Here is a 21,911-nt window from a genome sequence, read left to right on the forward strand (position 1 = left end):
AAAGGTAACGTCATGATCACCGTCTTATGCGTTGAGGACGAAAAAGACGTCCGGGAACTGATATCGGAAGAGCTGGAGGATGCGGGCATCCGCGTTCTGCAAGCGGAAAACGGCAAGGAAGGGCTCGAACGGATCCTGCACGAGCGGCCGGACATCGTGATCTCCGATATCACCATGCCTGAAATGGACGGGCTCTCCCTGCTCGGCGAACTGCAGATCAATCATCCGGAATTGACCAATATGCCCTTCCTCTTCCTGACGGCTTTGACGGACCGCGGGAAGATGATCGAGGGCCTCGAAGCTGGCGCGGAGATCTATCTCACCAAACCCGTCGACTTCGATGTGCTCATGGCCAAGATAAATGGATTGGTGGTCCGTCTCGAAAACAGGGTCGCGGCAGGGCTGGAGTTTTAAAGATCGATAGCGCCCTCTACGAGTTCATTCTCTAGGCTGACGATATGGAGGCCGTGCATAGCACGCCCTGCTCGATCGAACCTGTGCGCGATTACATCCAGAAACTGGTGGTCCTGATGCTCGTAAGCCCGCCAGAGAGCATACGCCACCATGTCGGCATATTGGACGAGACGGGTCGCCTTGGAATCAACGAAGAACGGCACATCAACCAGATTGCGCGGCTTGCCCCAGCGATGACCATGGGTGCGAAAGTTGAGTGCCAGTTCCTGTAAACGTGTCTCTTTCGTTGATTCATCCATAATGATGATGCCGCGCTGCGTATTGCGGCGGCGATGCATCCGCCTGAGGAAATGATCAAATCGGTTGCAGAGCTGCTCGAAGCAGTACTCCATGACATCCTCATGTGGCATGGCCTCTTTTTCAACGACGATCCCAAACAGGGCCCACTCACCCTTGAGACCATCGGCACAGCGCAGGGCGTCGCAAAGATAGGCACGGCGCGTCTCTTTGGAGCCCAAGCGACGCCATCTATTGCGGCCTGACTGCATCTCGTTGGCGTGAAATTCCAGAGTGCGCGCTTCCTCTGCCACGATGCTACGCGCAAGGTCGTTCAGAAGTAGATCAAGGTGATATACCTGTCGCTCGAACACAGCGATCCCGGCTAGAACGAAATGCCTTTCGCTCTTGTTTGGTATCGAACCTGCGTCATCGACATAGAGAAGATACATGAAGGCGGCCGAGCGAAACCAAAGGCTTCAGTGAACTACAAGGGCAGCTCTCTCGACCGCTCTCTACATATAATAGAGATTGGCACGAAAGTCAATTTCGCGCAATGCGTGCAGACTTAGACGGCCTTGCCGAAGTTGATGCCGCCGGCATCCGTCATGAGGAAGGCTTCGCCGCAGCTCTTTGCCAGCGCGCGGACGCGGCCGATATACGCCTGGCGTTCGGTGACGGAGATGACGCCGCGCGCATCGAGCAGGTTGAAGACGTGGCTTGCCTTGATGCACTGGTCATAGGCCGGAAACACGCATTTGTGGAGGCGCTGATTGTCGTTGTCTGAAGGGGCGCCTGCGGCGAGCAGCGCCTGGCATTCCTTCTCGGCATCGATGAAATGGCGATGCAGCATTTCGGTATCGGCGTATTCGAAGTTGTGGCGGGAATATTCCTGCTCGGCCTGCAGGAAGACATCGCCATAGGAGATCTTCTCTTCGCCTTCGCGGCCGTTGAAGTTGAGGTCGTAGACATTGTCGACGCCCTGAACATACATGGCGAGGCGTTCCAGGCCGTAGGTCAGCTCACCGGCCACCGGCGAACACTCGATGCCGCAAACCTGCTGGAAGTACGTGAACTGCGAGACTTCCATGCCGTCGCACCAGCATTCCCAGCCAAGGCCCCAGGCGCCCAGTGTCGGGCTTTCCCAGTCATCCTCAACGAAGCGGATATCATGCAGCAGCGGATCCAGCCCGATCGCCTTCAAGGAGCCGAGATAGAGCTCCTGCAGGTTCGAGGGGTTTGGCTTCAGGATCACCTGATACTGGTAGTAATGCTGCAGCCGGTTCGGGTTTTCGCCGTAGCGACCGTCAGAAGGACGGCGCGAAGGCTGCACATAGGCTGCCTTCCAGGGTTTTGGCCCCAGCGCGCGCAATGTCGTCGCGGGGTGAAAGGTGCCGGCGCCGACTTCCATGTCGTAGGGTTGAAGCACCGCGCAGCCCTTGTCAGCCCAATAGGCATGCAGCGTCAGGATAAGCGCCTGGAACGAGCGCTTCGGGTCCATGTGCGGGGCAAGGGGCGTGGTCATCGGGCAATCCATCCGCGTTTCATCTCTGATTGGCGCGTCTGGTGCCATGAGGAGACAAAAGGGTCAAGCGCCGGAGGCGGAGATCAGGCGGTTCCGGCGATCATCTTTCCAGGTCCGCAGCATCCTGCAGCTTGCCGACCAGGGAAAAGGACACGCCTTCCGGTTCAAACCGAATGCCCGCCGTGCCGTTAAAGAGATCCGAGACCACCCGCTCCGTCAGGCGCGAACCGAAACCGCGACGGGAAGGCTCGATTACCATCGGACCACCGCTTTCGCGCCAGTCGAAGGTGAAGCCCTGGTCCGGCTGCTGGTCCCAGGAAAGCCTGACCTGACCCTGGGGCACGGAGAGCGCACCGTACTTCGTGGCATTGGTGGCAAGTTCGTGAATTGCGAGCGAAAGCCCGAGCGCCTGCTGCGCCGAAAGATATACCTGCGGCCCGTCGATCAGCACGCGGTTCTCGGCATCGACGTGTGGTGCGACCGCCGTGCGGGCAATTGCCGAAATCTCGGCTGCGGTCACGCTCATACCGGTGAGGACATCCTGTGCCTTGGCAAGCGTCTGGATGCGCCCGCCGATGGTGGCCGCGGCTTCCGGGATCGACGTGGCATTGCGCAGGCTCTGGCTGATGATGGATTGTACCATGGCCAGCGTGTTCTTCATCCGATGCGCCAGTTCACGATTGAGGAGCTTCAGCTCCTCCTCGTGCTTCTGCTGCTGATCGAGATGCGCGCGGGCAACCGTATAGGCTTCCTCCAGGGCTCGCCTGTCGCGTACCGCGGCCGTCGTTTCCGTGACCACGTTGAGCAGACCGGCAACGCGGCCATCGTCACCGTAGAGGGGGCTGTAGGAAAACGTCCAGTAGGTCTCTTCCGGGCAACCGTTACGAACCATGTTCAGGGGCAGGTTTTCGATCCAGGTCCCCTCGCCGGCAAGCGCCTTGATGACGAAGGGCTCCACGCCATCCCACACATCCGACCAGTACTGGCGAAAGGGTTGCGCGAGTGCATTTGCACGGCCACTCAGCATCGGCAGATAGGCGTCGTTGTGGAATTGAAGAAGGTCCTCCCCCCACCAGAAACACATGGGCTGGCGGGACGACAAAACGAGGCGCATCGTGGTTAACAACGCCGCAGGCCACGTCTCCACCGGACCGATAGAGGTCTGCCCCCAGTCGAACCGTTCCATTTCGCGCGCCACCGAACCTGGCAAGGCCCGAAACATTTCCATCGTAAGCATAGACCTCAGAACCAGATATCGACGCCCAAAGCAACGCCTTCACCGGCATTCTCTAGCGCCTTCTCGAAATACGTCAACCGAACGACCGGCAGGCACTGATCCCCTGACCGATCAGGACTGCTGGTCGTGCTTCTTCAATCGGTATTCGCCAGTCACCTCATCCTTGACCAATGTGCCGACAGCGTCGTTTTCCCGCTCCCGTTCTTCGGCACGGGACCTCGCCGCAAGCTTTTTAGCGTCCGCGACGAAGCGATTGTAGAGCAGCCAGGCGCCGCCGACGAGAAGTCCAAGAAATATCAGCTGCGCCAATCAGCCCTCCCTGAGGTCACATCCGCCCGGCTCAGAGGCCGTAGCGGCCCCACATTGCCTTTTCTTCCAGCGTCTCGGCAAGGCCCGCGGCAGCCTGTGCAGCGATTTGATCTGCGCCCATGAGGCCGCCCACACCCGGAGTGCGGCGACCGAAGAGCCCCTTTGGCGCACCGATCAGTTCTATGCGGGCATCAGCCCCGTAACGGGTACGAACCTCGTCGCGCAGGTTTCCGAGACGATCGACCAGACCAAGCGCCAGTCCCTTCCGCCCTGTCCAGAACAGACCGGAAAACAGATCCGGATCATCCGCAAGGACCGTGCCGCGACGCGCCTTGACCATCTCGATGAAGATGTCATGGATCTCCAGCTGCAGGGTTTTCAGATAGTCGATATCGCTTTGCTTTTCAGGCTGAAAGGGATCAAGGATCACCTTGTTTTCACCTGCCGTATAGACACGGCGCTCGACGCCGATCTTCTTCAAAAGCTCCGGAAAGCCAAAACCGCCGGAGACCACGCCGATCGATCCGACGATTGAAGTCGCATCCGCGATAATCTCATCACCGGCAAGCGCGATCATGTAACCGCCGGACGCAGCCACATCTTCGACGAAGACGAGAACGCGCTTCTTCTTCTCCTCGGCAAGTGCCCGGATGCGGTCGAAGATCATGCGCGACTGAACCGGCGATCCGCCCGGCGAATTGATCGAGAGCGCCACGGCCGGGCTGTTTTTCATCGCAAAGGCCTTGTCGAGCTGCTGCGCAACGGAGGCCAGATTGAGCGTCGGGCGGAACTTCGAACCACCGCTCATGATGGGTCCGTGCAGGCGCACGACCGGGATGACTACGCCGTCCTTGCGAAAGCGTTGGGGAACCAGTCGCTTCAAAAACTCTGCCATTGCCGCAATACACTCCTCATCGCCGTTCAAAGCATTCAAGTGAGATGTAAGATGCCGGCGGGCAAACGCAATGGCGGTCCTGAAAAATTAAGGGAAATCAACGCAAACGCGGATAGGCTTTGCGGCCATTGTTCAGGTCGTCGACCACTTTGGCGAAGGCGTGGCTACCGTCCTGATCATGCATCAGAAGGGGCGCGCGCATCTGCAGCCGCGCGCGCGAGCCCTTGATCGCGGTTACCAGAATGCGGGTCGCATTCTCGCCGGCGCGCGGATGGATGGCCGTGATCTCCAGGCCGCCGAACCGCTTGCCACAGGCGTCAATGATCTCGGCTATCGATTGCGGCCTTGCGATCAGCGACAGCTGTCCACCGGGCCTGGCGATGGCACCGGCAGTGCGGATCCAGCTCTCGAAGAGGTTCTCCGTCATCGCATGAGCTTCCGCCTTCAGGCTGTCCGGCGTCTTGCGGTCACCGGGATCGTTGAAGGGCGGGTTCATGATGACGTGATGGAAGCAATCGTCCAGAAGGCCCTGGGCGACCCGTGCCTTGCCGGTCAGGCTGACATCCGCCTCCAGCACTTCGGCCCGCTTGCAAAGCGCTGCGTTTTCCGGCAGCGCCAGACTGCGTCTGGCAAAATCGACCATGTCGGGTGAGCGCTCGACGAGCAGCACCTGAGCCTGCGGCAGCCGTGCAACCACCGCCAAGCCGGCAGCACCCGCCCCTGCCCCAAGATCGGCGATACGGATTGCCCTGTCATCCGCAACAAGAGATGCCAGAAGCATGGCATCCATGCCCGCGCGATGCCCGCGTCCGATCGGCTGAACCAGCCGGAAGGCGCCACGATGAAAGGCGTCGATGGTTTCCCTATCCGTCCCCACGAGGATGGCTCCCCCGAAGTTCAGAGATCGTCGTTGCGCAGTTCGGCACCCAGTCCTGCATCGGTGAGGATGCGGCGGGCCTGATCGACCTGATCTGAATCGACCAGCAGACGGCGCGGCAGCATGCCGAGCGAGCCTTCAAGCGCGCTCATGGATTGATCGGCCACCATGGAGGCGATCCCTGCATCCCGCATCAGGCTTTCGGCAAAGGACATGAGAACTATATCGTTGCTGCGTATGATTTCGTGCATATCAGGCCGAAAACCCCTTTGGCCGCGATGGCGGGACAATTCGCCCCTTGCCGTTGCGGTCTTGGCTTTTTATGGTCGGACACATTTCGAACAGGAGTCCGGTGCGTTGGGCGTAGTCATACCGCTTGAAGACAACAAAAACAAACAGGCATCCATCAAGCCATTGGTGGACCTGACAAAGAGCGGCATGGAGCGCGTCAACCAGCTGATCCTGTCCAAGGCCGGCTCCGATGTGCAGATGATCCCGGAGGTTGCCAATCACCTCATTTCCTCCGGCGGCAAGCGGCTGCGCCCAATGCTGACTTTGGCAACCGCTGCCATGTTCGGCTATGAGGGCGATCACCATATCAAGCTCGCGACCTCGGTCGAGTTCATGCATACGGCAACCCTCCTGCATGACGACGTGGTGGATGAAAGCGACCTGCGCCGCGGCAAGTCGACGGCGCGGACCATCTGGGGCAACCAGGCGAGCGTGCTGGTCGGCGATTTCCTGCTCGGCCAGGCCTTCCGCATGATGGTGGAAGTGGGCTCGCTCGACGCGCTCGATGTTCTCTCGACCGCGGCCTGCGTGATTGCCGAAGGCGAAGTGCTGCAGCTTTCCGTCGCCAAGAACATGGAAACCACCGAGGACGATTACCTTGCCGTGATCCGCGCCAAGACTGCCGCTCTCTTTGCAGCGGCCGCCGAAGTTGGCCCGATCGTCGCCAAGACCGACAAGGCCACCCGCAGCGCGCTGAAATCCTACGGCATGAACCTGGGTCTTGCCTTCCAGCTGGTCGACGATGTGCTGGATTACGGTGGCAAGTCGGCCGAAACCGGCAAGAATGTCGGTGACGATTTCCGCGAGGGCAAGATCACGCTGCCGGTCATTCTGTCCTACCGCCGCGGCACGGCGGAGGAACGCGAGTTCTGGAAACAGTCCATTGAAGGCGGCCAGAGCGACGACGAGCGGCTGGAACGCGCGCTTTCGCTGATTGCCAAATATGGCGCATTGAATGACACGATCCAGCGGGCGCAGCACTACGGCACGATTGCGCGCGACGCCCTTGCGCCACTGCCTGACACGGCTTGGAAACATGCGTTGAACGACGTGATCGACTTCTGCATTTCCCGAGTGAATTGACGCGAGAATGGCGATTGCCTTGTAAGGCTGCTTCAAAAAAGCCATTCTCTAATGAATCACTGTTGCGCATACGCGCGCGCGATGCACGCGCTCGCCCTCGGTTCTGAAAGGCCAAATTCAATGCGGCAAAGTCTCGTCTCTCGTATCCTGGCCAGTACGGCCCTTGTTCTTCTGCTGGGTACGGCACAGACCTCCGTCGCCTTTGCGACCGAGACTGCAAAGGCACAGGAAGCGGAAACACTTGATCTTGCCCAGGTCGATTCCTTTGCCGGCGCCTATCTTGCTGCTCGCACGGCGGAAGCGGACCGTGACTACGACAATGCGGTTCGCTTCTATCAGAAGGCGCTCGAGCTTGCGCCGAACGAACTGGAACTGCAGCAGCGGCTGATGATCACGCTCCTGATGAACGGCCAATTCGATGAGGGCGCAGCCCTTGCCAAGACGCTTGAAAACGACAAGTCCGTCGAGCGCGTGACCAGCGTGACCCTCGCCTTCAAGGCGATCCGCGACGGCGACTTCGAGGCTGCGGCCAAGGTTCTGAACTACAAGGGTCCGAACGACCTCGACAGATTGATGAACCAGCTTCTGATCGCCTGGTCGACATTTGGCGACGGCGACGAGACGAAGGCCATGGACATGGTCAAGAAACTCGATGGGCCAGGCTGGTACGGCATTTTCCGCAACTATAATCTCGGCGTCATGGCAGCGGCAGCCGGCGACGTGGACGCTGCCCGCCCGGCACTGACCGAAGCGATCACCGATCGCAACGGTGGCGCAACGGCCCCGGATACGTTTGCCCGCGCCGTCATTGCGCTTGCGACGCTGGAAGCACGCGCCGGCAACAAGCAAAAGGCACTCGATGCGCTTTCGGCCGGCGACGAGATGATCAGCAATTACGCTCCCTTCAATGCCCTGCGCGACAGGATCGAGAAGGACGAGGAGGTTCTGCCGACCGTTGAAATGGCAGCGCAGGGTGCCGCAGGTGTCCTGTTTTCCATTGGCGGCGCGCTGAACCGCGATGGCGCCGAAGACACCGTGATGATGTACCTGCAGCTGTCACGCGCGCTGGACAAGGATGCTGCCGACACGCTGATCCTGCTCGGCGGCATTGCCGAGAAAGCGGAACAGCAGGACAAGGCGATCGCCTATTATCGCCAGGTACCGGAAGGTTCGCCGATGCGGCGCATTTCCGAATTGCAGCTTGGTCTGACCCTTGCCCAGACGGACAAGGTTGACGAGGCGCGCAAGCATCTGCAGGCCTTGATCGCCTCTGATCCGAATGATGTGCGAAGCTACCTTGCCTATGGCAGCGTGCTCTCGGACGCCAAGGACTACAAGGCCATGGCAGAGAACTATGATCGCGCCATCGAGATCATCGGCCCGCGGCCTCAGCGCAATCACTGGTCGGTCTTCTTCCAGCGCGGTATTGCCTATGAACGCCTGAAGCAGTGGGAAAAGGCCGAGCCGAACTTCAACAAGGCTCTGGAGCTCAATCCCGAACAGCCGCAGGTTCTGAACTATCTCGGCTATTCCTGGGTCGACATGAACCGCAATCTCCAGGAAGGCCTGGAGATGATCAAGAAGGCTGTCGAACTGCGTCCTGACGATGGCTACATCGTCGATTCGCTCGGCTGGGCCTATTATCGTCTGGGTCGGTTCGAGGAGGCCGTCGTCGAGCTGGAGCGTGCCATCGAGCTTCGCGCGGGCGATGCCACCATCAACGATCACCTCGGCGATGCCTATTGGCGCGTTGGCCGCAAGCTGGAAGCGACCTATCAGTGGAAGCGGGCGCTTGCCTCCGAGCCTGAAGAAACCGAGATCCCGAAGATCCAGGCGAAGATCGACAAGGGCCTGCCGGAAATCGAGGCCGATGCGGCCAAGGTTGATGCAAAGCCTGCAGCAGAACCCAAGAAAGACGACAAGAAGACGTAAATCTCATGTCGCTCAATGGGCCAGACACGATGGCGCGCGTCGAGGAAATCGCGCGCGCCAAGATCAATCTCGCACTGCATGTGACGGGCCGGCGCGCGGATGGTTATCACCTCCTCGACAGCCTCGTGACATTTGCCGAAGATGGCGACGAACTTCGGTTCGAGGTGGCGGAGACCGACAGCCTGACGCTGGGCGGTGCCTTTGCCCAAAGCCTTGGTACTGTGCCCCCCGACGACAACCTCGTGATCAAGGCGCGCGACCGCCTGCGGGCGCTGGTTGGAGCATCGGGGCAGAAGACGACGCCGGTTGCCATTCGCCTCGAAAAGACACTGCCGGTGGCGGCAGGCATTGGTGGCGGGTCGGCGGATGCCGCGGCCACGCTGCGCGGCCTTTTGAGGCTATGGCAATGCGATGTGCCACCGGCTTCGCTTCAGACGCTGGCGCTGGCGCTCGGGGCTGATGTTCCGATGTGCCTGATGTCAAAGCCATTGCGGGCTGAAGGCATTGGCGAAACCTTGGCGCCCGTCGCCCTGCCCTCCTATCCGATGGTACTCGTCAACCCCTTGCAGCCTGTCTCCACCCCGGAGATCTTTCAGAACCTTGAACGGCGCGACAATCCGCCCATTGGGCCATTGCCGGAAAGCCCAGATGCGAATGCCTGGCTGCAGAGCTTCGCCGGCCTTCGCAATGATCTGCAGCCGCCGGCCGAAGCGCTGGTGCCGGAAATCGCTGAAACCTGCGGCCTTCTACGCGAGAGCCTGGCGCTTTTTTCCGGCATGTCCGGATCCGGCGCCACTTGCTTTGGCCTTTACGAAAGCGAACGCGCGGCGATGCGAGCCGCACTGGCGCTATCGGCCTATCGACCGCAATGGTATGTACTGTTGACCCACACGGTTGCCGCTGGAGACGGAGATGTGCCATGAGCCGGATTGACGAAAGCCGCCCCTTCCTGCCCGTCGGCATCGCGGTTCTGACCGTCTCAGATACCCGCAGCCTTGCCGATGACCGGTCCGGCGATACGCTGGTTCAACGCATTGAAGATGCCGGCCATCGGCTCGCGGCCCGCGCCATCGTTACCGACGACACGGCGCTGATCCGTGCGCAGGTCGAGGCCTGGACCAAGGATGACACCATCGACGTTGTCATCACCACTGGTGGCACCGGCTTTACCGGGCGCGATGTGACACCCGAGGCGCTTGAACCGCTGTTTGAAAAACGCATGGATGGCTTTTCGGAAGTCTTTCATCGGATTTCCTACGACAAGATCGGCACCTCCACGATCCAGTCGCGCGCGACGGGCGGCGTTGCCAATGCGACCTTTATCTTCGTGCTGCCCGGCTCACCCGGCGCCTGCAAGGACGCCTGGGACGGCATCCTGAAGGGGCAGCTCGACTACCGTCACATGCCCTGCAATTTCGTTGAGATTATGCCGCGGCTGGACGAACATCTGCGACGCGGCGCAACGCCTTAAACCACCCGCGAGGGTTCAAGTCCGCACCTGACGCGCGACCCAGGACGGAATGATTTCACAGGCGAGCCGGCGCGGCTTTGCGACCTGCGTCAACTGCAGCAATTCACCGCCACTGCTTGCCAGCCCCAAAGCCTGCCGCTTTGGCAGAAGAAGACCGTTTTCCAGAGGCGGCCGGCTGCGCGTGAGCCGCCGATAGAAGGGCAGCCGATAGGCTCGCGCCTCGGAAAACCGCGCAGGCTGGGCATTGAGCGCCATGTATTCCGCAATCTCCTCGATCCAGCCCGCGACAAACCGGGCACCGGGTTCGAGAAGCAAAAGCCATTCCCCACGGGCTTCGGCAATCACGGTGCGGATATCCCATTGCCGGTAATAACGGCAACCGGCCGCATCCGCGATGAAGGATGAGCCGTCCGATGCCTCATGATCAAGCACCACGACATCACTGATAACCCCTTCCACCGCACCGGCCACAAGGGCCGCGAGCGTCTGTGCAAGTTCCGGTTCGTGATCGCGGCATTCCATGATGACGGTGAGCATTGCCCATATCTAACGCATTGCACAAACTTTTGCCACAGGCAGAATCCTGAAGTTTGTTCTTGCATTGTTCTCATTTTTGCGGTAGGAAAATAGTCATTGAGCGGGCGCAGATCCCGCGAGGAGCCAACATGACCGAGCTGTCTCTTGCGAGCCAGGCTGCATTTCAGCCCGGCCATACGGCAGATATTGCCGATGCGATGATGAATGCCTCCGGCCTGCGGATCGAGATCGATCGTCGGCGTGGACGTGGTGCAGGCTTGAATCCGTCGGGGCGCTTTGAAGGCCAGGAGCGCGTGGCGTTCGATGACGGTTGGCAGACGCTCGAGGATATGCCGGCCTTCAAGACCGAGGTGCAGGTGGAAAAGCCGCGCACGGTCATCACCCGCAATGAGTCGCCCGACATTCCCTTCGATCGTTCCATCAACCCCTATCGGGGCTGCGAACACGGCTGCATCTATTGTTTCGCCCGCCCGACCCATAGCTATATGGGTCTGTCTGCCGGACTGGATTTTGAGGCGAAGCTGTTTGCCAAGCCCGATGCCGCAAGGCTGCTTGAGCGGGAACTGTCGAAGCCGGGTTACAAGGTGAAGCCGATTGCAATTGGCACTAACACCGACCCCTACCAGCCGATCGAGCGGGAATGGCGCATTATGCGACAACTGCTCGAAGTGCTGGACAAGGCCAACCACCCGATCGTCATCGTGACGAAGTCGGCGCTGATCCTGCGGGATATCGATATTCTGAAATCGATGGCAGCGCGGGGTCTGGTCAAAGTCGGGATTTCGGTAACGACGCTGGACCGCAAGCTTGCTCGAAGCATGGAACCGCGCGCCTCCACTCCAGCCAAGCGGCTTGAGGCAATCAAGGCATTGTCGGAAGCCGGCATTCCGGTGGCCGTGATGATGGCGCCGGTCATTCCCGCGCTCAACGATCATGAAATCGAACGTGTGCTGGATTCCGGCAAGGCAGCGGGCGCCACTGAAGCGAGCTACGTGCTCCTGCGTCTGCCGCTTGAGGTCAGCCCGCTGTTTCGCGACTGGCTGCTGCAGCACTATCCGGATCGCTATCGCCACGTCATGTCGCTCGTGCGCTCCATGCGGGACGGCAAGGACTATGATGCCGAATTCGGCAAGCGGATGAAGGGAGCAGGTCCCTATGCCTGGCAGATCAGCCGCCGGTTCGAGATGGCCACCAAACGCCTTGGCCTGATGCGCCGCAGCCTGCATCTGCGCGAGGATCTCTTCGTCTCGCCGAACAGCGACGGGGTCCAACTGTCTCTGCTGTAGATATTCATGAGCTTCCGGCGCGGTTGTCCGCCGCCTCGCGCCGGATGGTCCCTGGAGCCGCCCCCTTTCGCCTTCATCGCGAATGGGACCGGGGACTTGCAGGAGGTCGGGTGCGCGTGCGATTTCTGCCGCATGAAACGCCGCACGCCACCCGATTCTCCCGGCCTCTTTGCCGAGCTTCCGTTAATGCCGGACTTTTCTTTCGAGCTTCGGGCGCAGTTGCGCGGCACGTGGCCCGTGGCGGGAACCGATGAGGCCGGACGCGGTCCGCTTGCAGGGCCCGTTGTGGCCGCAGCCGTCGTCTTCGAGCCTGACCGGATCCCGGCCGGGCTCAACGATTCCAAGAAGCTGACCCTTCGCCAGCGTGAGGCGCTCTATGAAGAGATCCTGAGCATGGGGGAGGTTGCAATCGCCTCCTCCTCGCCGCGCAGCATCGATCGGATCGACATTCGCAAGGCAAGCCTTGATGCCATGCGCCGTGCCGTGGCGGGCCTGCCGGTTGCGGTGCGCCACGTGCTTGCTGATGGCCGCGATGTTCCGCCGGGGCTCGCCTGTAGCGGCGACGCCGTGGTGAAGGGGGATGCCCGCTCGGTCTCGATAGCGGCTGCCTCCATCATCGCCAAGGTGATGCGTGATCGCATGATGGCGCGCGCCGGTGTCGTCTATCCTGCCTATGGCTTTGAGATCCATGCCGGCTATGGAACCGAGAGGCATCGGAGCGCAATTGCCGTGCATGGCCCCTGCCCTCTTCACCGCATGAGTTTTGGCTCGCTCAAACTTTTTGCATAGACCTGAGGCAACTCGGCCTCTCCGCTGCTTAAAGCGCCCCGCCGAAGCGGCCATCCGCCGCATCGGCCTACCGCTTGTCGGAAAATGGGCGCGCGCATCCACCAGCTAACCAAGCCAAAAAAATGCCCCGGTCGCGATACGACCGAGGCATTTCAAAACCAATTCTTGTTGCCTTAGGCGGCAGCTCAGTTCAGCCGCGCCTTGACCTCGCCGACGGCTGCGCTGAACAGCTGCTGCTGAACGGCCGCATCTGCCTTCTTGGCCAGAACCTTCTCGGTTGCGGCAATTGCGAGATCGACAGCGGCTGCGCGCACGGCGTTGACCGCTTCGCTTTCGGCCTGCTTGATCTTCTGCTCGGAAAGTGCGTTGCGACGGGCAACGAACTCTTCGGTCTTCTGCTTTGCTTCTGCCGTCAGGGCAGCTGCCTCGCGCTCAGCAGCAGCCACGATGGCTGCGGCTTCCGCTTCAGCTTCCTTGCGCTTGCGCTGGTATTCGGCCAGCAGATGCTGCGCCTCTTCGCGCAGACGCTTGGCTTCAGCCAGCTCGTCACGGATCTTGTCGGCGCGGGCATCGAGGCCCTTGGCCATCATGCCGGGAACCTTCAGGAAGGCGAGCAGAACGAAGAAGAGAACAAGGCCAACCAGGGCAAAGAATGTTGCGTCCATGACCCTCAGGCTCCCTGCTTGGCAACGCCGGAAACGGCGGCCTTGATGTCGGCGGCTGTCGCCTTGGTGCCGATCAGCTGTTCGACAATCGAACCGACCGTATCGATGGCGATGGTGTCGACTTCAGCAAACGCCTTGGCCTTGATGTCGGCAATGCGGGTTTCGGCGGCGGCAATCTTGGCGGAAAGTTCCGTTTCGATTGCGGCACGCTCGGCATCAGCCTTTGCCTTGGCAGCATCGCGAGCCGCGGCAGCAATCTGCCCGCCCTTCGCCTTGGCGGCTGTCAATTCACGCTCATAAGTCTCGATTGCTGCATCGGCCTCGGCCTTGAGGCGGGCTGCCTCGTCGAGATCCTGCGCAATCCGGTCATGACGGTTTTCAAGAATGCCACCGACACGCGGCACGATGACCTTCTGCATGAGCATGTAGAAGACCGCGAAGGTGATCACCAGCCAGAGGATCTGGGACGGGAAGGTCGTCGTATCAAACGGACCAAATACGGTCGCGCCGTGGCCTTCGTCATGGGCAACGCCGGTCTCGGTGTGAAGCTGGCCTTCTGCCGGAGTTTCCTCTGCAAAGGCGGGGGTCACAAACATGCTCACCTCCAGGTGTATGCTCAAAATGCGCGGGATCACGGCTGCCTATCAGCAAGCCGTGATCCCGAACTCCAGTCGCTGATTAGACGACGAACAGGAGAAGGAGAGCAACGAGCAGCGAGAAGATGCCCAGAGCTTCCGTAACGGCGAAGCCGAATACCAGACGGCCAAACTGGCTGTCGGCAGCCGACGGGTTGCGCAGTGCGCCCGTCAGGTAGTCACCGAAGATACGGCCGAGAGCGAGAGAGGTGCCAGCCATGCCGAGGCATGCGAGACCCGCGCCGATGTACTTTGCTGCTTCCGCTTCCATATGGATACTCCTTCGAATGGGTTGTTGCGGCTGTTTTTGACACCCGGGTGGCCGGGGCCAGCGACTTTATTCTCAGTGGCCACCATGCACGGCGTCATTCAGGTACATGCAGGTCAGTACCGCGAAGACATAGGCTTGCAGGAAGGCAACGAGAAATTCGAGACCGGTCATGGCGACCGTCATGAGCAAGGGCAAGGCAGCGCCAGCCACACCGAGGGGGCCAAGCGCACCCATGGTGGCCACGAAGCCTGCGAAAACCTTAAGCGTGATATGGCCGGCCAGCATGTTGGCGAACAGACGAACCGAAAGGCTGATCGGACGCGAGAGGAAGGACACAACCTCAATCAGCGATACGATCGGCAGCAGTGCACCCGGCACGCCCGACGGCGCAAAGATCGACAGGAAATGCAGGCCGTGCTTGTAGAAACCGTAGATCAGCACCGTCAGGATGACAAAGAGCGCGAGCACAAAGGTCACGATGATCTGGCTGGTGATCGTAAAGAAGTAGGGGAACATGCCGAGCAGGTTCGCCGTCAGGACGAACATGAACAGCGAGAACACCATGGGGAAGAACTTCATTCCCTTCGAGCCCGCACCTTCGCGCAGCATCGAGGCAATGAATTCATAAGCCATTTCGGCAACCGACTGCATGCGCGTCGGGATCAGACCGCGATTGGCGGTCGAGAAGTAGAGAAAACCGGAAGCGGCCGCGACAGTCGCGACCATGAAGAGCGACGCATTGGTGAACGAAAAATCGATCCCGCCAATTTCGATCGGTACAATCGGCTTCACAAGAAACTGGGAAGTTGGATCGTTTGCCACGCTCTGCTCTTTCGTTTTTGCCGCCGAAGCGGTCACCTTAGTCCCGGATCGACCGCGTCAGCGACCGTCGCCCCTGTCTTTCAAGTCCATCTTGCGGTCTGCCGGATGTGGTGAAGCCACAACCCCGACGACCCGCATGACATTCAGCACGCCGGCACAGAAACCGATCAGCAGCATGACAATCATGCCCCACGGCGACGTACCGACAAAATGGTCGAAAAGATAGCCCAGAATGGCGCCAACAATGATGGCGGAGATGAATTCGCTGGAGATCTTCATCGCCATTCCGTAACCCTTGCGGGTTTCCTCGGCATTGCTCTCCGCGCGTTCCCCGTCCCTGGCCATGCTGTCCCTTTGGGACAGCTCTTCTGCCAGTCGTTTGCGTCGCTCTTCCAGACCTTCTTCCCGGTTGTCCGTCATGGGTTCCCCTGCTCCGCCTTGTTTGAGCCTCAACCTGGCCCGAAACGCATGCAAGAACGGCGGAGATTTACCCCTTCCGGCCCGCTTTGAAGTCGCGCGCACCATAATTTTGAGGCCTTGCATAGTCAAGGCACCGAAGCGCCAAGTTTCACGACAAATTAACCGTTTAATTTCAGCTAGATAGTCGCTTTCTGGCGATTCGCCAGACATGACGGACGACAATTTGGGTCACTTCGTCGCAAGTTGGCATCAGAATCTCGGGATTGCCGAGACCCGCCAGCGCCTATGGCCGTGATCGACGGGGTGTTGGGGCCTGAACCTGTTTGTGCGCCCCTCAAACTTGAAGGGGTTCAAGATCGGAGTGCCTGGATTAGCTCCAGCCGCCGCCAAAGGTGCGGTAGAAGATGTGTTTGCCGATCTTTTCCACCCGCTTCATCGTCGGCCCCCAGTTCGGACGCACATAGGTGGCGTGATAGTGGGTTGCCGATCCGACATCCTTGAACCAGATCTTGCCAGCGGTAACAGCCATGGCAATCTCCTTTGCCACCTTCCAGTGGCGCGGCGAGGTGACGATGTCGGGAATGCGGTCGCAGGCAAACGAAAACTGGCAGCGATTGCGCATATTCTCGTTCTGATAAACGACGCCGCAGATCGTATTGGGATAATGCGGATTGCGGACGCGGTTGAGGATGACCTGGGCGACAGCCGCCTGCCCCTTCACCGATTCGCCGCGCGCTTCAAAGTAGATGCCCTGCGCCAGGCACTTCTGCTCCTTCTCGGAAAAGACATGCGGCGGCAGTGGCGTTGCCGCCCAGGCGTGATCCTTGGGGTCGATCTGCGGCACGAAGCGGCCATTGGCTGCATCTTCGTCCTTCAGGATCGAATCGAAGGGCGAGACGGTTGCGAAGTCAGGCGCTGGCGGGGCATAGGCGGTTGCCAGAACATCAGGCTGCGTGTTGGTTACAAGCTCTGCCACCATCGGCGAGAGCGACGGATCGACTTTTGGCGTATCGCGCCGGAAATAGAAGCTCGCAAGCTCGACCTGTCCCGATGTGGCCTTGCTTTTGACGAAGGCCGAGGGCTCTGCCGTGTCAGGCTCCAGCATGAAGCTGGTGCGTTGCAGGATCGAGCCCGCCGAGAAGGCACGTGGCGGCAGCATGGGCTGCACCACCACAACACGTCCCTTTTTCAGATCGCGCGTGACGCGCATTTCGTCGGGCAAGGGGTTTTCGCTGGTTTTGCCGCCATCAAAGGCAATACGCCGACCATCGGGCAGGATCACGCCGCCGCCTGAGAGCGTTTCGGAACCTTCCGCGGCCAGAAAGGCAAGCTTGGCCTCGTGGATCGAGCCGGCTGGCGTTGCCGTCATCACCATGCGCCAATTGTTGGCCCCACGATCAGCACCGGCAATCAAGCCTGCCAGATCAGCCTGTGCTGCAACGGATGGGAAGATCAGCCATGAGGCAAGACCGAACACCAGCGGCGAAGCCCAAGCCTCCATGCGGGACCGGGCATTTTTCGACAAGCGGGATGAGGAACGCAAAGCCATACTCCGACACAACCGACGCAAGACAGACGACAAGATGAAAGGACTATCTCCCGTTAACCTTGATGGAGGGTTAACATCGCCGGTGATCGGGGTTGGCTTTGTTCCGCCATAGGAAAAAGGCCGGCCAAAGGCGGCCGGCCGAAAATAGTTTTTGACTGTGCCTTAAATCACAACATGCGAGCCAAGCTCGATGACGCGGCTGGCAGGAAGGCGGAAATAGTCCGAGGGATCCGCCGCCGCTTCCGCCAGCGCAATGTAGAGCCTGTCCTGCCAGTGCGGCATGCCCATACCCGGACCAGCAACCAGCTTGCGCCGGCCGAGATAAAAGGAGGTCGACATGATGTCGAACTTCAGCCCTCCCCTTCTCAACGACGTCAAGGCCTTCGACACGTTCTGGCTTTCCATGAAGCCGAACCTGATCTCGACGCGCGCGAAGGCGCCGGACACCTCTTCGACCACGAATCGATCCTCCTCCGCCACCCGCGGCCGTCCGACGGTCTTGATGGTCAGAATGATGTTGCGCTCATGGATGACGTGGTTGTGCTTCAAATTATGCATCAGCGCTGCCGGTGCCCGCGAGGGGTCGCTTGTCAGGAAGATTGCGGTGCCGCTGACCCTCGCCGGGCCATGCTCTGCCTTCTTCTCGATCATGGAAACGAAGTCTTCGAGCGCGATATCGTCACGCCGGGTCTTTTCCCAGAGGATGGCGGTGCCCCGGCGCCAGGTCCACATGATCACGGTGAATGCCAGAGCAAGCAGGACGGGGATATAGCCACCGTCCTGGATCTTCAGGAGGTTTGCTCCCAGAAAGACCATTTCCAGCGAGAGCAGAGGCAGCAGCACCATCGTCGCCGTCAATGCACTCCACTTCCACCTTTTTCGGACAAATTCGAACGCCATGATCGAGGTAACCACCATCGCTCCGGTGACGGAGATCCCGTACGCCGTGGCCAGCGCCTCGGAGCTTTCAAAGGCCAGGACAAGCGCCAGAACGCCGATCAAGAGCAGCGTGTTGACCGAGGGAAGATAGATCTGGCCGGTCTGGCTTTCGGAGGTGAAGAGGATCTGCATCCGCGGCAGGAAACCGAGATGGATGGCCTGGCGCACCAGCGAAAAGGCGCCGGTGATGACCGCCTGGCTGGCGATGATCGTTGCAAAAGTCGCCAGGACCACAATGGGCAGCAGCGCCCAGCCGGGAAACATCAGGAAAAAGGGATCAGACGCCGTTTCCGGATGCTTCAGGACCAAAGCACCCTGACCGAGATAATTAATGACGAGAGCCGGAAAGACGAGCGCAAACCAGGCGAGCTGAATGGGCTTGCGACCGAAATGCCCGAGATCGGCGTAGAGCGCCTCAGCCCCGGTCACGGTAAGGAAGACAGCGCCCAGAACCACGATCCCGACAAACCCTTCGTGCCAGAGAAAGGTGACAGCAAACCAAGGATTGAAGGCGGCAAAGATGCCGACGTCATCAAAGATATGGATGCCGCCGCCGATCGCCATGACGATAAACCAGAGCGCCGTGATTGGACCGAAGAAACGGGCGACAGCCCCCGTCCCGTGCGACTGTATGGCAAAAAGGCCGAAGAGGATGCCGAGCGAGATCGGCACGATAAAGCTTTCGAGGCTGGGCGCCACAAGCTTGAGCCCCTCCACGGCCGAAAGCACCGACAAGGCAGGCGTGATCATGGCATCGCCGAGGAAAAGGGCGGCGCCAATCAGGCCGAGCACCATCAGGATCGGGCCATGACCATTGGCTGACTTCGACAGAAGCGCCAGCAACGAGAGCGTGCCACCCTCGCCGTCATTGTCGGCGCGCAGCAGGAAGAGCACATATTTAAGGGTGACGATGATGGAGAGCGACCAGATCATCAGGGAGATGAGACCGATGACCTCGGCCCGTGCAATGCCATCAGCGCTGATCGGCTTCAGCGCCTCGCGAAAGGCGTAAAGCGGACTGGTTCCAATATCGCCATAGACGACACCGACAGAGCCGAGCGCAAGATAAAGCAGGCGACGTGCGCCTTCCGGGCCAGCCACCGGCTGGCTATCACTAGGGTGCATGGGATCACAGGCTCTTCAGAGCCAGCCTTTCCAACGAAAAAACAGGAAGGGTAGAACGGCGGAGACCAGCATGGCGAAAAGGGCCAGCGGATATCCGAAATGCCAGTCAAGTTCCGGCATGAACTTGAAGTTCATGCCGTAGACAGAGGCCACGAGGGTTGGCGGCAGAAACACCACGGAGGCGATCGAAAAGATCTTGATGATCGCGTTCTGCTCAAGGCTGATCAGCCCGAGAGACGCGTCGAGCATGAAGGTGATGTTGTTGGCAATAAAGGCCGCATGCTCTCCGAGCGATTGAAGGTCGCGCAGGAGCAGGTTGCACAGTTCTGCACTTTCGGCGTCGCTGCGCACCATCGGCTGCGATTGCAGGAAGGCAACGAGGCGCGATAGAGACACCAGACTGTCTCGAACCTTGCTGACGAGCTGATGATGGCTGGCGATATCCAGGAGCTTGCCCTCCAGGAACCGAGGAGCGCGGCGCTTGGCGGCTTTCCGATCAACGAATACCGTCAGCGACAGGTTGTCGAGCCGGCCGGCCAGCGTTTCCAGGACCTCTGCGGTGCGATCGACAACGGCTTCCAGAAGCCTGCAGGCGAGAACCGCGCCGGTGTGTTTTCGTCCATAGCCGCGAGCAAGCGCCTGGATGAACAGATTGAACGCCTTCGGTTCGGCGTAGCGGACAGTGATCAACCGATCCTTGTGCAGAATGAATGCGACATCCGTCAAAAGGGGCAGATCCGTATCGGCGCGATAGATCAACGGCGCCGTCATATAGAGTGCGTCGTCTTCGACATAGAGCCGGCTTGAGGGTTCTATGTCCTTCAACTCGTCGCGCGTTGGCAGGGGAATGCCAAGCCTCTGCTCAACGAAGAGCTCTTCTTCGCGGCTCGGATTGATGAGATCGAGCCAAAGCACGGTATCGGAAATTTCCCCGTATGACGGATCGGGGAGGATCACATCGGCACTGCCGTCTTTTCGATAGGCCCTGATCACCGAGGATCACCTTCGCTTCGCACCGTTACCGGCAAATGCGCGGCACCAAATCACAAGGCCGGGCTGCCCGCCAAGATTATTTTTGCGGGACTGAACTGCAAAACTTGCACGGCACGAAACGAGGCCTACGGCGTTCAAGCCTCTTGCGCCTCTTTGGCGATCCGCTTTCCACGGCCTCGGATGGCGGGTTATCGGAGCGATCAGGGCCACCTCCCGGCGGAGGCGGCCCCTTCTTTTATTCAAAGACGATCGTTGGTGCGGTGCGGGCCGACTTGCGCTGAACCTCGGCCCAGACCTTCTCGGCAATGTCGCGGTAGACACGCGCCTGCGGCCCGTCCGGATCCGCCACCACAACCGGCGTTCCGGCATCGGAGGTTTCGCGGATGGAGATGGTCAGGGGAACTTCGCCGAGGAAGGGCACACCGATCTTTTCCGCTTCCGCGCGCGCGCCGCCATGGCCGAAGATGTCGTAGCGATTGCCGGTATCGGGCGCGATGAAGTAGCTCATGTTCTCGACGATCCCGAGAACCGGGACCTCCACCTTGTTGAACATGTTGAGGCCCTTGCGCGCATCGATCAGCGCCAGATCCTGCGGCGTCGAGACAATCACGGCGCCGGTCAGCGGCACCTGCTGCGCCATGGTCAGCTGTGCGTCGCCCGTGCCCGGTGGCATATCGACGACGAGAACGTCGAGATCGCCCCAGGCGACCTCGCGCAGCATCTGCATCAGCGCCGATTGGACCATGGGGCCGCGCCAGATCATGGCCGTTCCCTCATCCACCAGGAAACCCATGGACATGGCCTTGATGCCATGGTTCTCCATGGGAACGATGATGCGGTTCTCGATCTGCTGCGGTCTACCGGAAATGCCGAGAAGCCTCGGCATGGAGGGGCCATAGACGTCAGCATCGAGGATGCCGACGCGAAGGCCATTGGCTTTCAATCCAAGCGCAAGGTTGACGGCGGTCGTCGATTTTCCGACGCCGCCCTTGCCGGATGCGACGGCGATGATGGCGCCGACACCCGGTACACCCGCCTTCGTCCTTTGCGCCGGCTGTGCTGCCGCCGGTTCGCCGTGACTATGACCCGGCGCGTGGCTGTGGCCATGCGCATGATTATGGGCGTGTTGGCCGGCAGCGGCGGGACGCGGTGGCGTCGGTGCGGAACCCTGCTTGCGTTCGGCGGTCAGACTGACGATCGCGCCCTTGACACCGGGCAGGCCCTTCACCGTGCGCTCGGCGGCCTGACGCAAAGGTTCCAGTGCATCCGCACGGTCTGCCGGAACGTTGATCGAGAAATAGACCTTACCGTCGGAGATGAAGATGTCCGATACCATGCCAAGGGCAACGATATTGCCTTCCAGGTCCGGTCCCTTGACGTTTTCCAATGCCTGGCGGACCGTCTCGCGTGTCAACTCTGTCATGTCTTGCCCTTCATGCCCTGATCTATCCGACTAGATAGTCGAGCAAGAGCACTTCGCCAACAGGCGTTGCGGCCGCAGATGCTCACACCCCCAAAAAGCAAATGCCGTCATGCGGCCCGGATTGACCTCATGACGGCAAATACCTGC

The 21,911-nt window shown here is 60.2% G+C and carries 24 protein-coding genes; 7 read left to right on the forward strand and 17 right to left on the reverse strand.

Going from position 1 to position 21,911, the window contains the following annotated elements; genetic code table 11:
- Nucleotides 1-12 precede the first annotated feature (12 nt).
- Complete coding sequence (locus tag FAA97_RS11540; protein WP_136598675.1) at nucleotides 13-414, forward strand: response regulator; 402 nt, start codon at nucleotides 13-15, stop codon at nucleotides 412-414.
- On the opposite strand, the gene FAA97_RS11545 is transcribed toward FAA97_RS11540, so the two are convergent.
- The 7 genes from FAA97_RS11545 to FAA97_RS11575 all read right to left on the reverse strand — a co-directional run bounded on the left by FAA97_RS11545 (nucleotide 411) and on the right by FAA97_RS11575 (nucleotide 5,784).
- On the reverse strand, nucleotides 411-1,142 hold the full coding sequence (locus tag FAA97_RS11545; protein WP_136598676.1) for a DUF3800 domain-containing protein: 732 nt from the start codon (nucleotides 1,140-1,142) through the stop codon (nucleotides 411-413). The two genes, FAA97_RS11540 and FAA97_RS11545, sit on opposite strands and share 4 nt — an antisense overlap.
- A 116-nt stretch (nucleotides 1,143-1,258) precedes the next feature.
- Nucleotides 1,259-2,191: a glycine--tRNA ligase subunit alpha gene (locus FAA97_RS11550; RefSeq protein ID WP_136598868.1), complete on the reverse strand. Its 933-nt coding sequence runs from the start codon at nucleotides 2,189-2,191 to the stop codon at nucleotides 1,259-1,261.
- 124 nt (nucleotides 2,192-2,315) lie between these two features.
- Nucleotides 2,316-3,443, reverse strand: a complete 1,128-nt coding sequence (locus FAA97_RS11555) for a sensor histidine kinase (protein ID WP_246041420.1) — start codon at nucleotides 3,441-3,443, stop codon at nucleotides 2,316-2,318.
- 120 nt (nucleotides 3,444-3,563) lie between these two features.
- A complete protein-coding gene (locus FAA97_RS11560) occupies nucleotides 3,564-3,761 on the reverse strand; it encodes a hypothetical protein (protein ID WP_136598678.1) in 198 nt (65 codons plus the stop codon).
- 31 nt (nucleotides 3,762-3,792) lie between these two features.
- The gene (locus tag FAA97_RS11565; RefSeq protein WP_136598679.1) at nucleotides 3,793-4,656 is read right to left on the reverse strand and encodes a S49 family peptidase; all 864 of its coding nucleotides are present in this window, start codon (nucleotides 4,654-4,656) and stop codon (nucleotides 3,793-3,795) included.
- A gap of 97 nt (nucleotides 4,657-4,753) precedes the next feature.
- Nucleotides 4,754-5,533, reverse strand: a complete 780-nt coding sequence (locus FAA97_RS11570; RefSeq protein WP_136598680.1) for a tRNA1(Val) (adenine(37)-N6)-methyltransferase — start codon at nucleotides 5,531-5,533, stop codon at nucleotides 4,754-4,756.
- A gap of 20 nt (nucleotides 5,534-5,553) precedes the next feature.
- Nucleotides 5,554-5,784, reverse strand: coding sequence for a putative signal transducing protein (locus FAA97_RS11575; RefSeq protein WP_136598681.1), 231 nt, complete (start codon nucleotides 5,782-5,784; stop codon nucleotides 5,554-5,556).
- Between the two features lie 106 nt (nucleotides 5,785-5,890).
- Between FAA97_RS11575 and FAA97_RS11580 the strand changes: the two genes are divergently transcribed.
- From FAA97_RS11580 to moaB, 4 genes are all read left to right on the forward strand, one after another.
- Nucleotides 5,891-6,907, forward strand: a complete 1,017-nt coding sequence (locus tag FAA97_RS11580) for a polyprenyl synthetase family protein (protein WP_136598682.1) — start codon at nucleotides 5,891-5,893, stop codon at nucleotides 6,905-6,907.
- A 120-nt stretch (nucleotides 6,908-7,027) separates the two neighbouring features.
- On the forward strand, nucleotides 7,028-8,839 hold the full coding sequence (locus tag FAA97_RS11585) for a tetratricopeptide repeat protein (protein ID WP_136598683.1): 1,812 nt from the start codon (nucleotides 7,028-7,030) through the stop codon (nucleotides 8,837-8,839).
- Nucleotides 8,840-8,844: 5 nt separating this feature from the next.
- Nucleotides 8,845-9,762, forward strand: coding sequence for a 4-(cytidine 5'-diphospho)-2-C-methyl-D-erythritol kinase (locus FAA97_RS11590; protein WP_136598684.1), 918 nt, complete (start codon nucleotides 8,845-8,847; stop codon nucleotides 9,760-9,762).
- The gene (moaB, locus tag FAA97_RS11595; protein ID WP_136598685.1) at nucleotides 9,759-10,310 is read left to right on the forward strand and encodes a molybdenum cofactor biosynthesis protein B; all 552 of its coding nucleotides are present in this window, start codon (nucleotides 9,759-9,761) and stop codon (nucleotides 10,308-10,310) included. The genes FAA97_RS11590 and moaB overlap by 4 nt, the downstream gene beginning before the upstream one ends.
- A gap of 15 nt (nucleotides 10,311-10,325) precedes the next feature.
- Here the strand turns inward: moaB and FAA97_RS11600 are convergent, their stop codons facing one another.
- Nucleotides 10,326-10,847, reverse strand: coding sequence for a glycosyltransferase family protein (locus FAA97_RS11600; protein WP_136598686.1), 522 nt, complete (start codon nucleotides 10,845-10,847; stop codon nucleotides 10,326-10,328).
- Between the two features lie 128 nt (nucleotides 10,848-10,975).
- Between FAA97_RS11600 and FAA97_RS11605 the strand changes: the two genes are divergently transcribed.
- Both FAA97_RS11605 and FAA97_RS11610 read left to right on the forward strand, forming a co-directional pair.
- Entirely contained in the window at nucleotides 10,976-12,133 is a 1,158-nt protein-coding gene (locus FAA97_RS11605; protein ID WP_136598687.1) for a PA0069 family radical SAM protein, read from the forward strand.
- Nucleotides 12,134-12,265: 132 nt separating this feature from the next.
- Nucleotides 12,266-12,922, forward strand: a complete 657-nt coding sequence (locus FAA97_RS11610) for a ribonuclease HII (RefSeq protein ID WP_136598688.1) — start codon at nucleotides 12,266-12,268, stop codon at nucleotides 12,920-12,922.
- Nucleotides 12,923-13,107: 185 nt separating this feature from the next.
- Here the strand turns inward: FAA97_RS11610 and FAA97_RS11615 are convergent, their stop codons facing one another.
- The 9 genes from FAA97_RS11615 to apbC all read right to left on the reverse strand — a co-directional run bounded on the left by FAA97_RS11615 (nucleotide 13,108) and on the right by apbC (nucleotide 21,764).
- Nucleotides 13,108-13,587 carry a F0F1 ATP synthase subunit B gene (locus FAA97_RS11615; RefSeq protein WP_136598689.1) on the reverse strand — a complete coding sequence of 160 codons (480 nt, stop codon included), beginning with the start codon at nucleotides 13,585-13,587 and terminating at the stop codon, nucleotides 13,108-13,110.
- 5 nt (nucleotides 13,588-13,592) lie between these two features.
- Nucleotides 13,593-14,183: a F0F1 ATP synthase subunit B gene (locus FAA97_RS11620; protein WP_136598690.1), complete on the reverse strand. Its 591-nt coding sequence runs from the start codon at nucleotides 14,181-14,183 to the stop codon at nucleotides 13,593-13,595.
- Between the two features lie 82 nt (nucleotides 14,184-14,265).
- Nucleotides 14,266-14,493: a F0F1 ATP synthase subunit C gene (locus FAA97_RS11625; RefSeq protein WP_136556245.1), complete on the reverse strand. Its 228-nt coding sequence runs from the start codon at nucleotides 14,491-14,493 to the stop codon at nucleotides 14,266-14,268.
- 72 nt (nucleotides 14,494-14,565) lie between these two features.
- On the reverse strand, nucleotides 14,566-15,315 hold the full coding sequence (locus FAA97_RS11630) for a F0F1 ATP synthase subunit A (protein WP_136598691.1): 750 nt from the start codon (nucleotides 15,313-15,315) through the stop codon (nucleotides 14,566-14,568).
- 57 nt (nucleotides 15,316-15,372) lie between these two features.
- On the reverse strand, nucleotides 15,373-15,735 hold the full coding sequence (locus FAA97_RS11635) for an AtpZ/AtpI family protein (protein WP_136598692.1): 363 nt from the start codon (nucleotides 15,733-15,735) through the stop codon (nucleotides 15,373-15,375).
- Between the two features lie 370 nt (nucleotides 15,736-16,105).
- Nucleotides 16,106-17,284, reverse strand: coding sequence for a cell wall hydrolase (locus FAA97_RS11640; protein ID WP_136598693.1), 1,179 nt, complete (start codon nucleotides 17,282-17,284; stop codon nucleotides 16,106-16,108).
- Between the two features lie 162 nt (nucleotides 17,285-17,446).
- Nucleotides 17,447-19,348 (reverse strand): potassium transporter Kup, encoded by a 1,902-nt coding sequence (locus FAA97_RS11645; RefSeq protein ID WP_136598694.1) that lies wholly within the window; start codon nucleotides 19,346-19,348, stop codon nucleotides 17,447-17,449.
- A gap of 15 nt (nucleotides 19,349-19,363) precedes the next feature.
- Entirely contained in the window at nucleotides 19,364-20,341 is a 978-nt protein-coding gene (locus FAA97_RS11650; RefSeq protein ID WP_136598695.1) for a magnesium transporter CorA family protein, read from the reverse strand.
- A gap of 235 nt (nucleotides 20,342-20,576) precedes the next feature.
- The gene (gene apbC / locus FAA97_RS11655) at nucleotides 20,577-21,764 is read right to left on the reverse strand and encodes an iron-sulfur cluster carrier protein ApbC (protein WP_136598696.1); all 1,188 of its coding nucleotides are present in this window, start codon (nucleotides 21,762-21,764) and stop codon (nucleotides 20,577-20,579) included.
- Between the last annotated feature and the right edge of the window lie 147 nt (nucleotides 21,765-21,911).

The sequence above is a fragment of the Peteryoungia ipomoeae genome (genome assembly GCF_004912165.1).
GTDB lineage: Bacteria > Pseudomonadota > Alphaproteobacteria > Rhizobiales > Rhizobiaceae > Allorhizobium > Allorhizobium ipomoeae.

What these genes read in the sequence shown, in the direction of transcription:
- FAA97_RS11540 (WP_136598675.1), top strand. Translation starts at nt 13, where the DNA reads ATGATCACCGTCTTATGCGTTGAGGACGAAAAAGACGTCCGGGAACTG.
- FAA97_RS11545 (WP_136598676.1), bottom strand. Translation starts at nt 1,142, where the DNA reads ATGTATCTTCTCTATGTCGATGACGCAGGTTCGATACCAAACAAGAGC.
- FAA97_RS11550 (WP_136598868.1), bottom strand. Translation starts at nt 2,191, where the DNA reads ATGGACCCGAAGCGCTCGTTCCAGGCGCTTATCCTGACGCTGCATGCC.
- FAA97_RS11555 (WP_246041420.1), bottom strand. Translation starts at nt 3,443, where the DNA reads ATGGAAATGTTTCGGGCCTTGCCAGGTTCGGTGGCGCGCGAAATGGAA.
- FAA97_RS11565 (WP_136598679.1), bottom strand. Translation starts at nt 4,656, where the DNA reads ATGGCAGAGTTTTTGAAGCGACTGGTTCCCCAACGCTTTCGCAAGGAC.
- FAA97_RS11575 (WP_136598681.1), bottom strand. Translation starts at nt 5,784, where the DNA reads ATGCACGAAATCATACGCAGCAACGATATAGTTCTCATGTCCTTTGCC.
- FAA97_RS11585 (WP_136598683.1), top strand. Translation starts at nt 7,028, where the DNA reads ATGCGGCAAAGTCTCGTCTCTCGTATCCTGGCCAGTACGGCCCTTGTT.
- FAA97_RS11590 (WP_136598684.1), top strand. Translation starts at nt 8,845, where the DNA reads ATGTCGCTCAATGGGCCAGACACGATGGCGCGCGTCGAGGAAATCGCG.
- moaB (WP_136598685.1), top strand. Translation starts at nt 9,759, where the DNA reads ATGAGCCGGATTGACGAAAGCCGCCCCTTCCTGCCCGTCGGCATCGCG.
- FAA97_RS11600 (WP_136598686.1), bottom strand. Translation starts at nt 10,847, where the DNA reads ATGCTCACCGTCATCATGGAATGCCGCGATCACGAACCGGAACTTGCA.
- FAA97_RS11605 (WP_136598687.1), top strand. Translation starts at nt 10,976, where the DNA reads ATGACCGAGCTGTCTCTTGCGAGCCAGGCTGCATTTCAGCCCGGCCAT.
- FAA97_RS11610 (WP_136598688.1), top strand. Translation starts at nt 12,266, where the DNA reads ATGAAACGCCGCACGCCACCCGATTCTCCCGGCCTCTTTGCCGAGCTT.
- FAA97_RS11615 (WP_136598689.1), bottom strand. Translation starts at nt 13,587, where the DNA reads ATGGACGCAACATTCTTTGCCCTGGTTGGCCTTGTTCTCTTCTTCGTT.
- FAA97_RS11620 (WP_136598690.1), bottom strand. Translation starts at nt 14,183, where the DNA reads ATGTTTGTGACCCCCGCCTTTGCAGAGGAAACTCCGGCAGAAGGCCAG.
- FAA97_RS11625 (WP_136556245.1), bottom strand. Translation starts at nt 14,493, where the DNA reads ATGGAAGCGGAAGCAGCAAAGTACATCGGCGCGGGTCTCGCATGCCTC.
- FAA97_RS11635 (WP_136598692.1), bottom strand. Translation starts at nt 15,735, where the DNA reads ATGACGGACAACCGGGAAGAAGGTCTGGAAGAGCGACGCAAACGACTG.
- FAA97_RS11640 (WP_136598693.1), bottom strand. Translation starts at nt 17,284, where the DNA reads ATGGCTTTGCGTTCCTCATCCCGCTTGTCGAAAAATGCCCGGTCCCGC.
- FAA97_RS11645 (WP_136598694.1), bottom strand. Translation starts at nt 19,348, where the DNA reads ATGCACCCTAGTGATAGCCAGCCGGTGGCTGGCCCGGAAGGCGCACGT.
- apbC (WP_136598696.1), bottom strand. Translation starts at nt 21,764, where the DNA reads ATGACAGAGTTGACACGCGAGACGGTCCGCCAGGCATTGGAAAACGTC.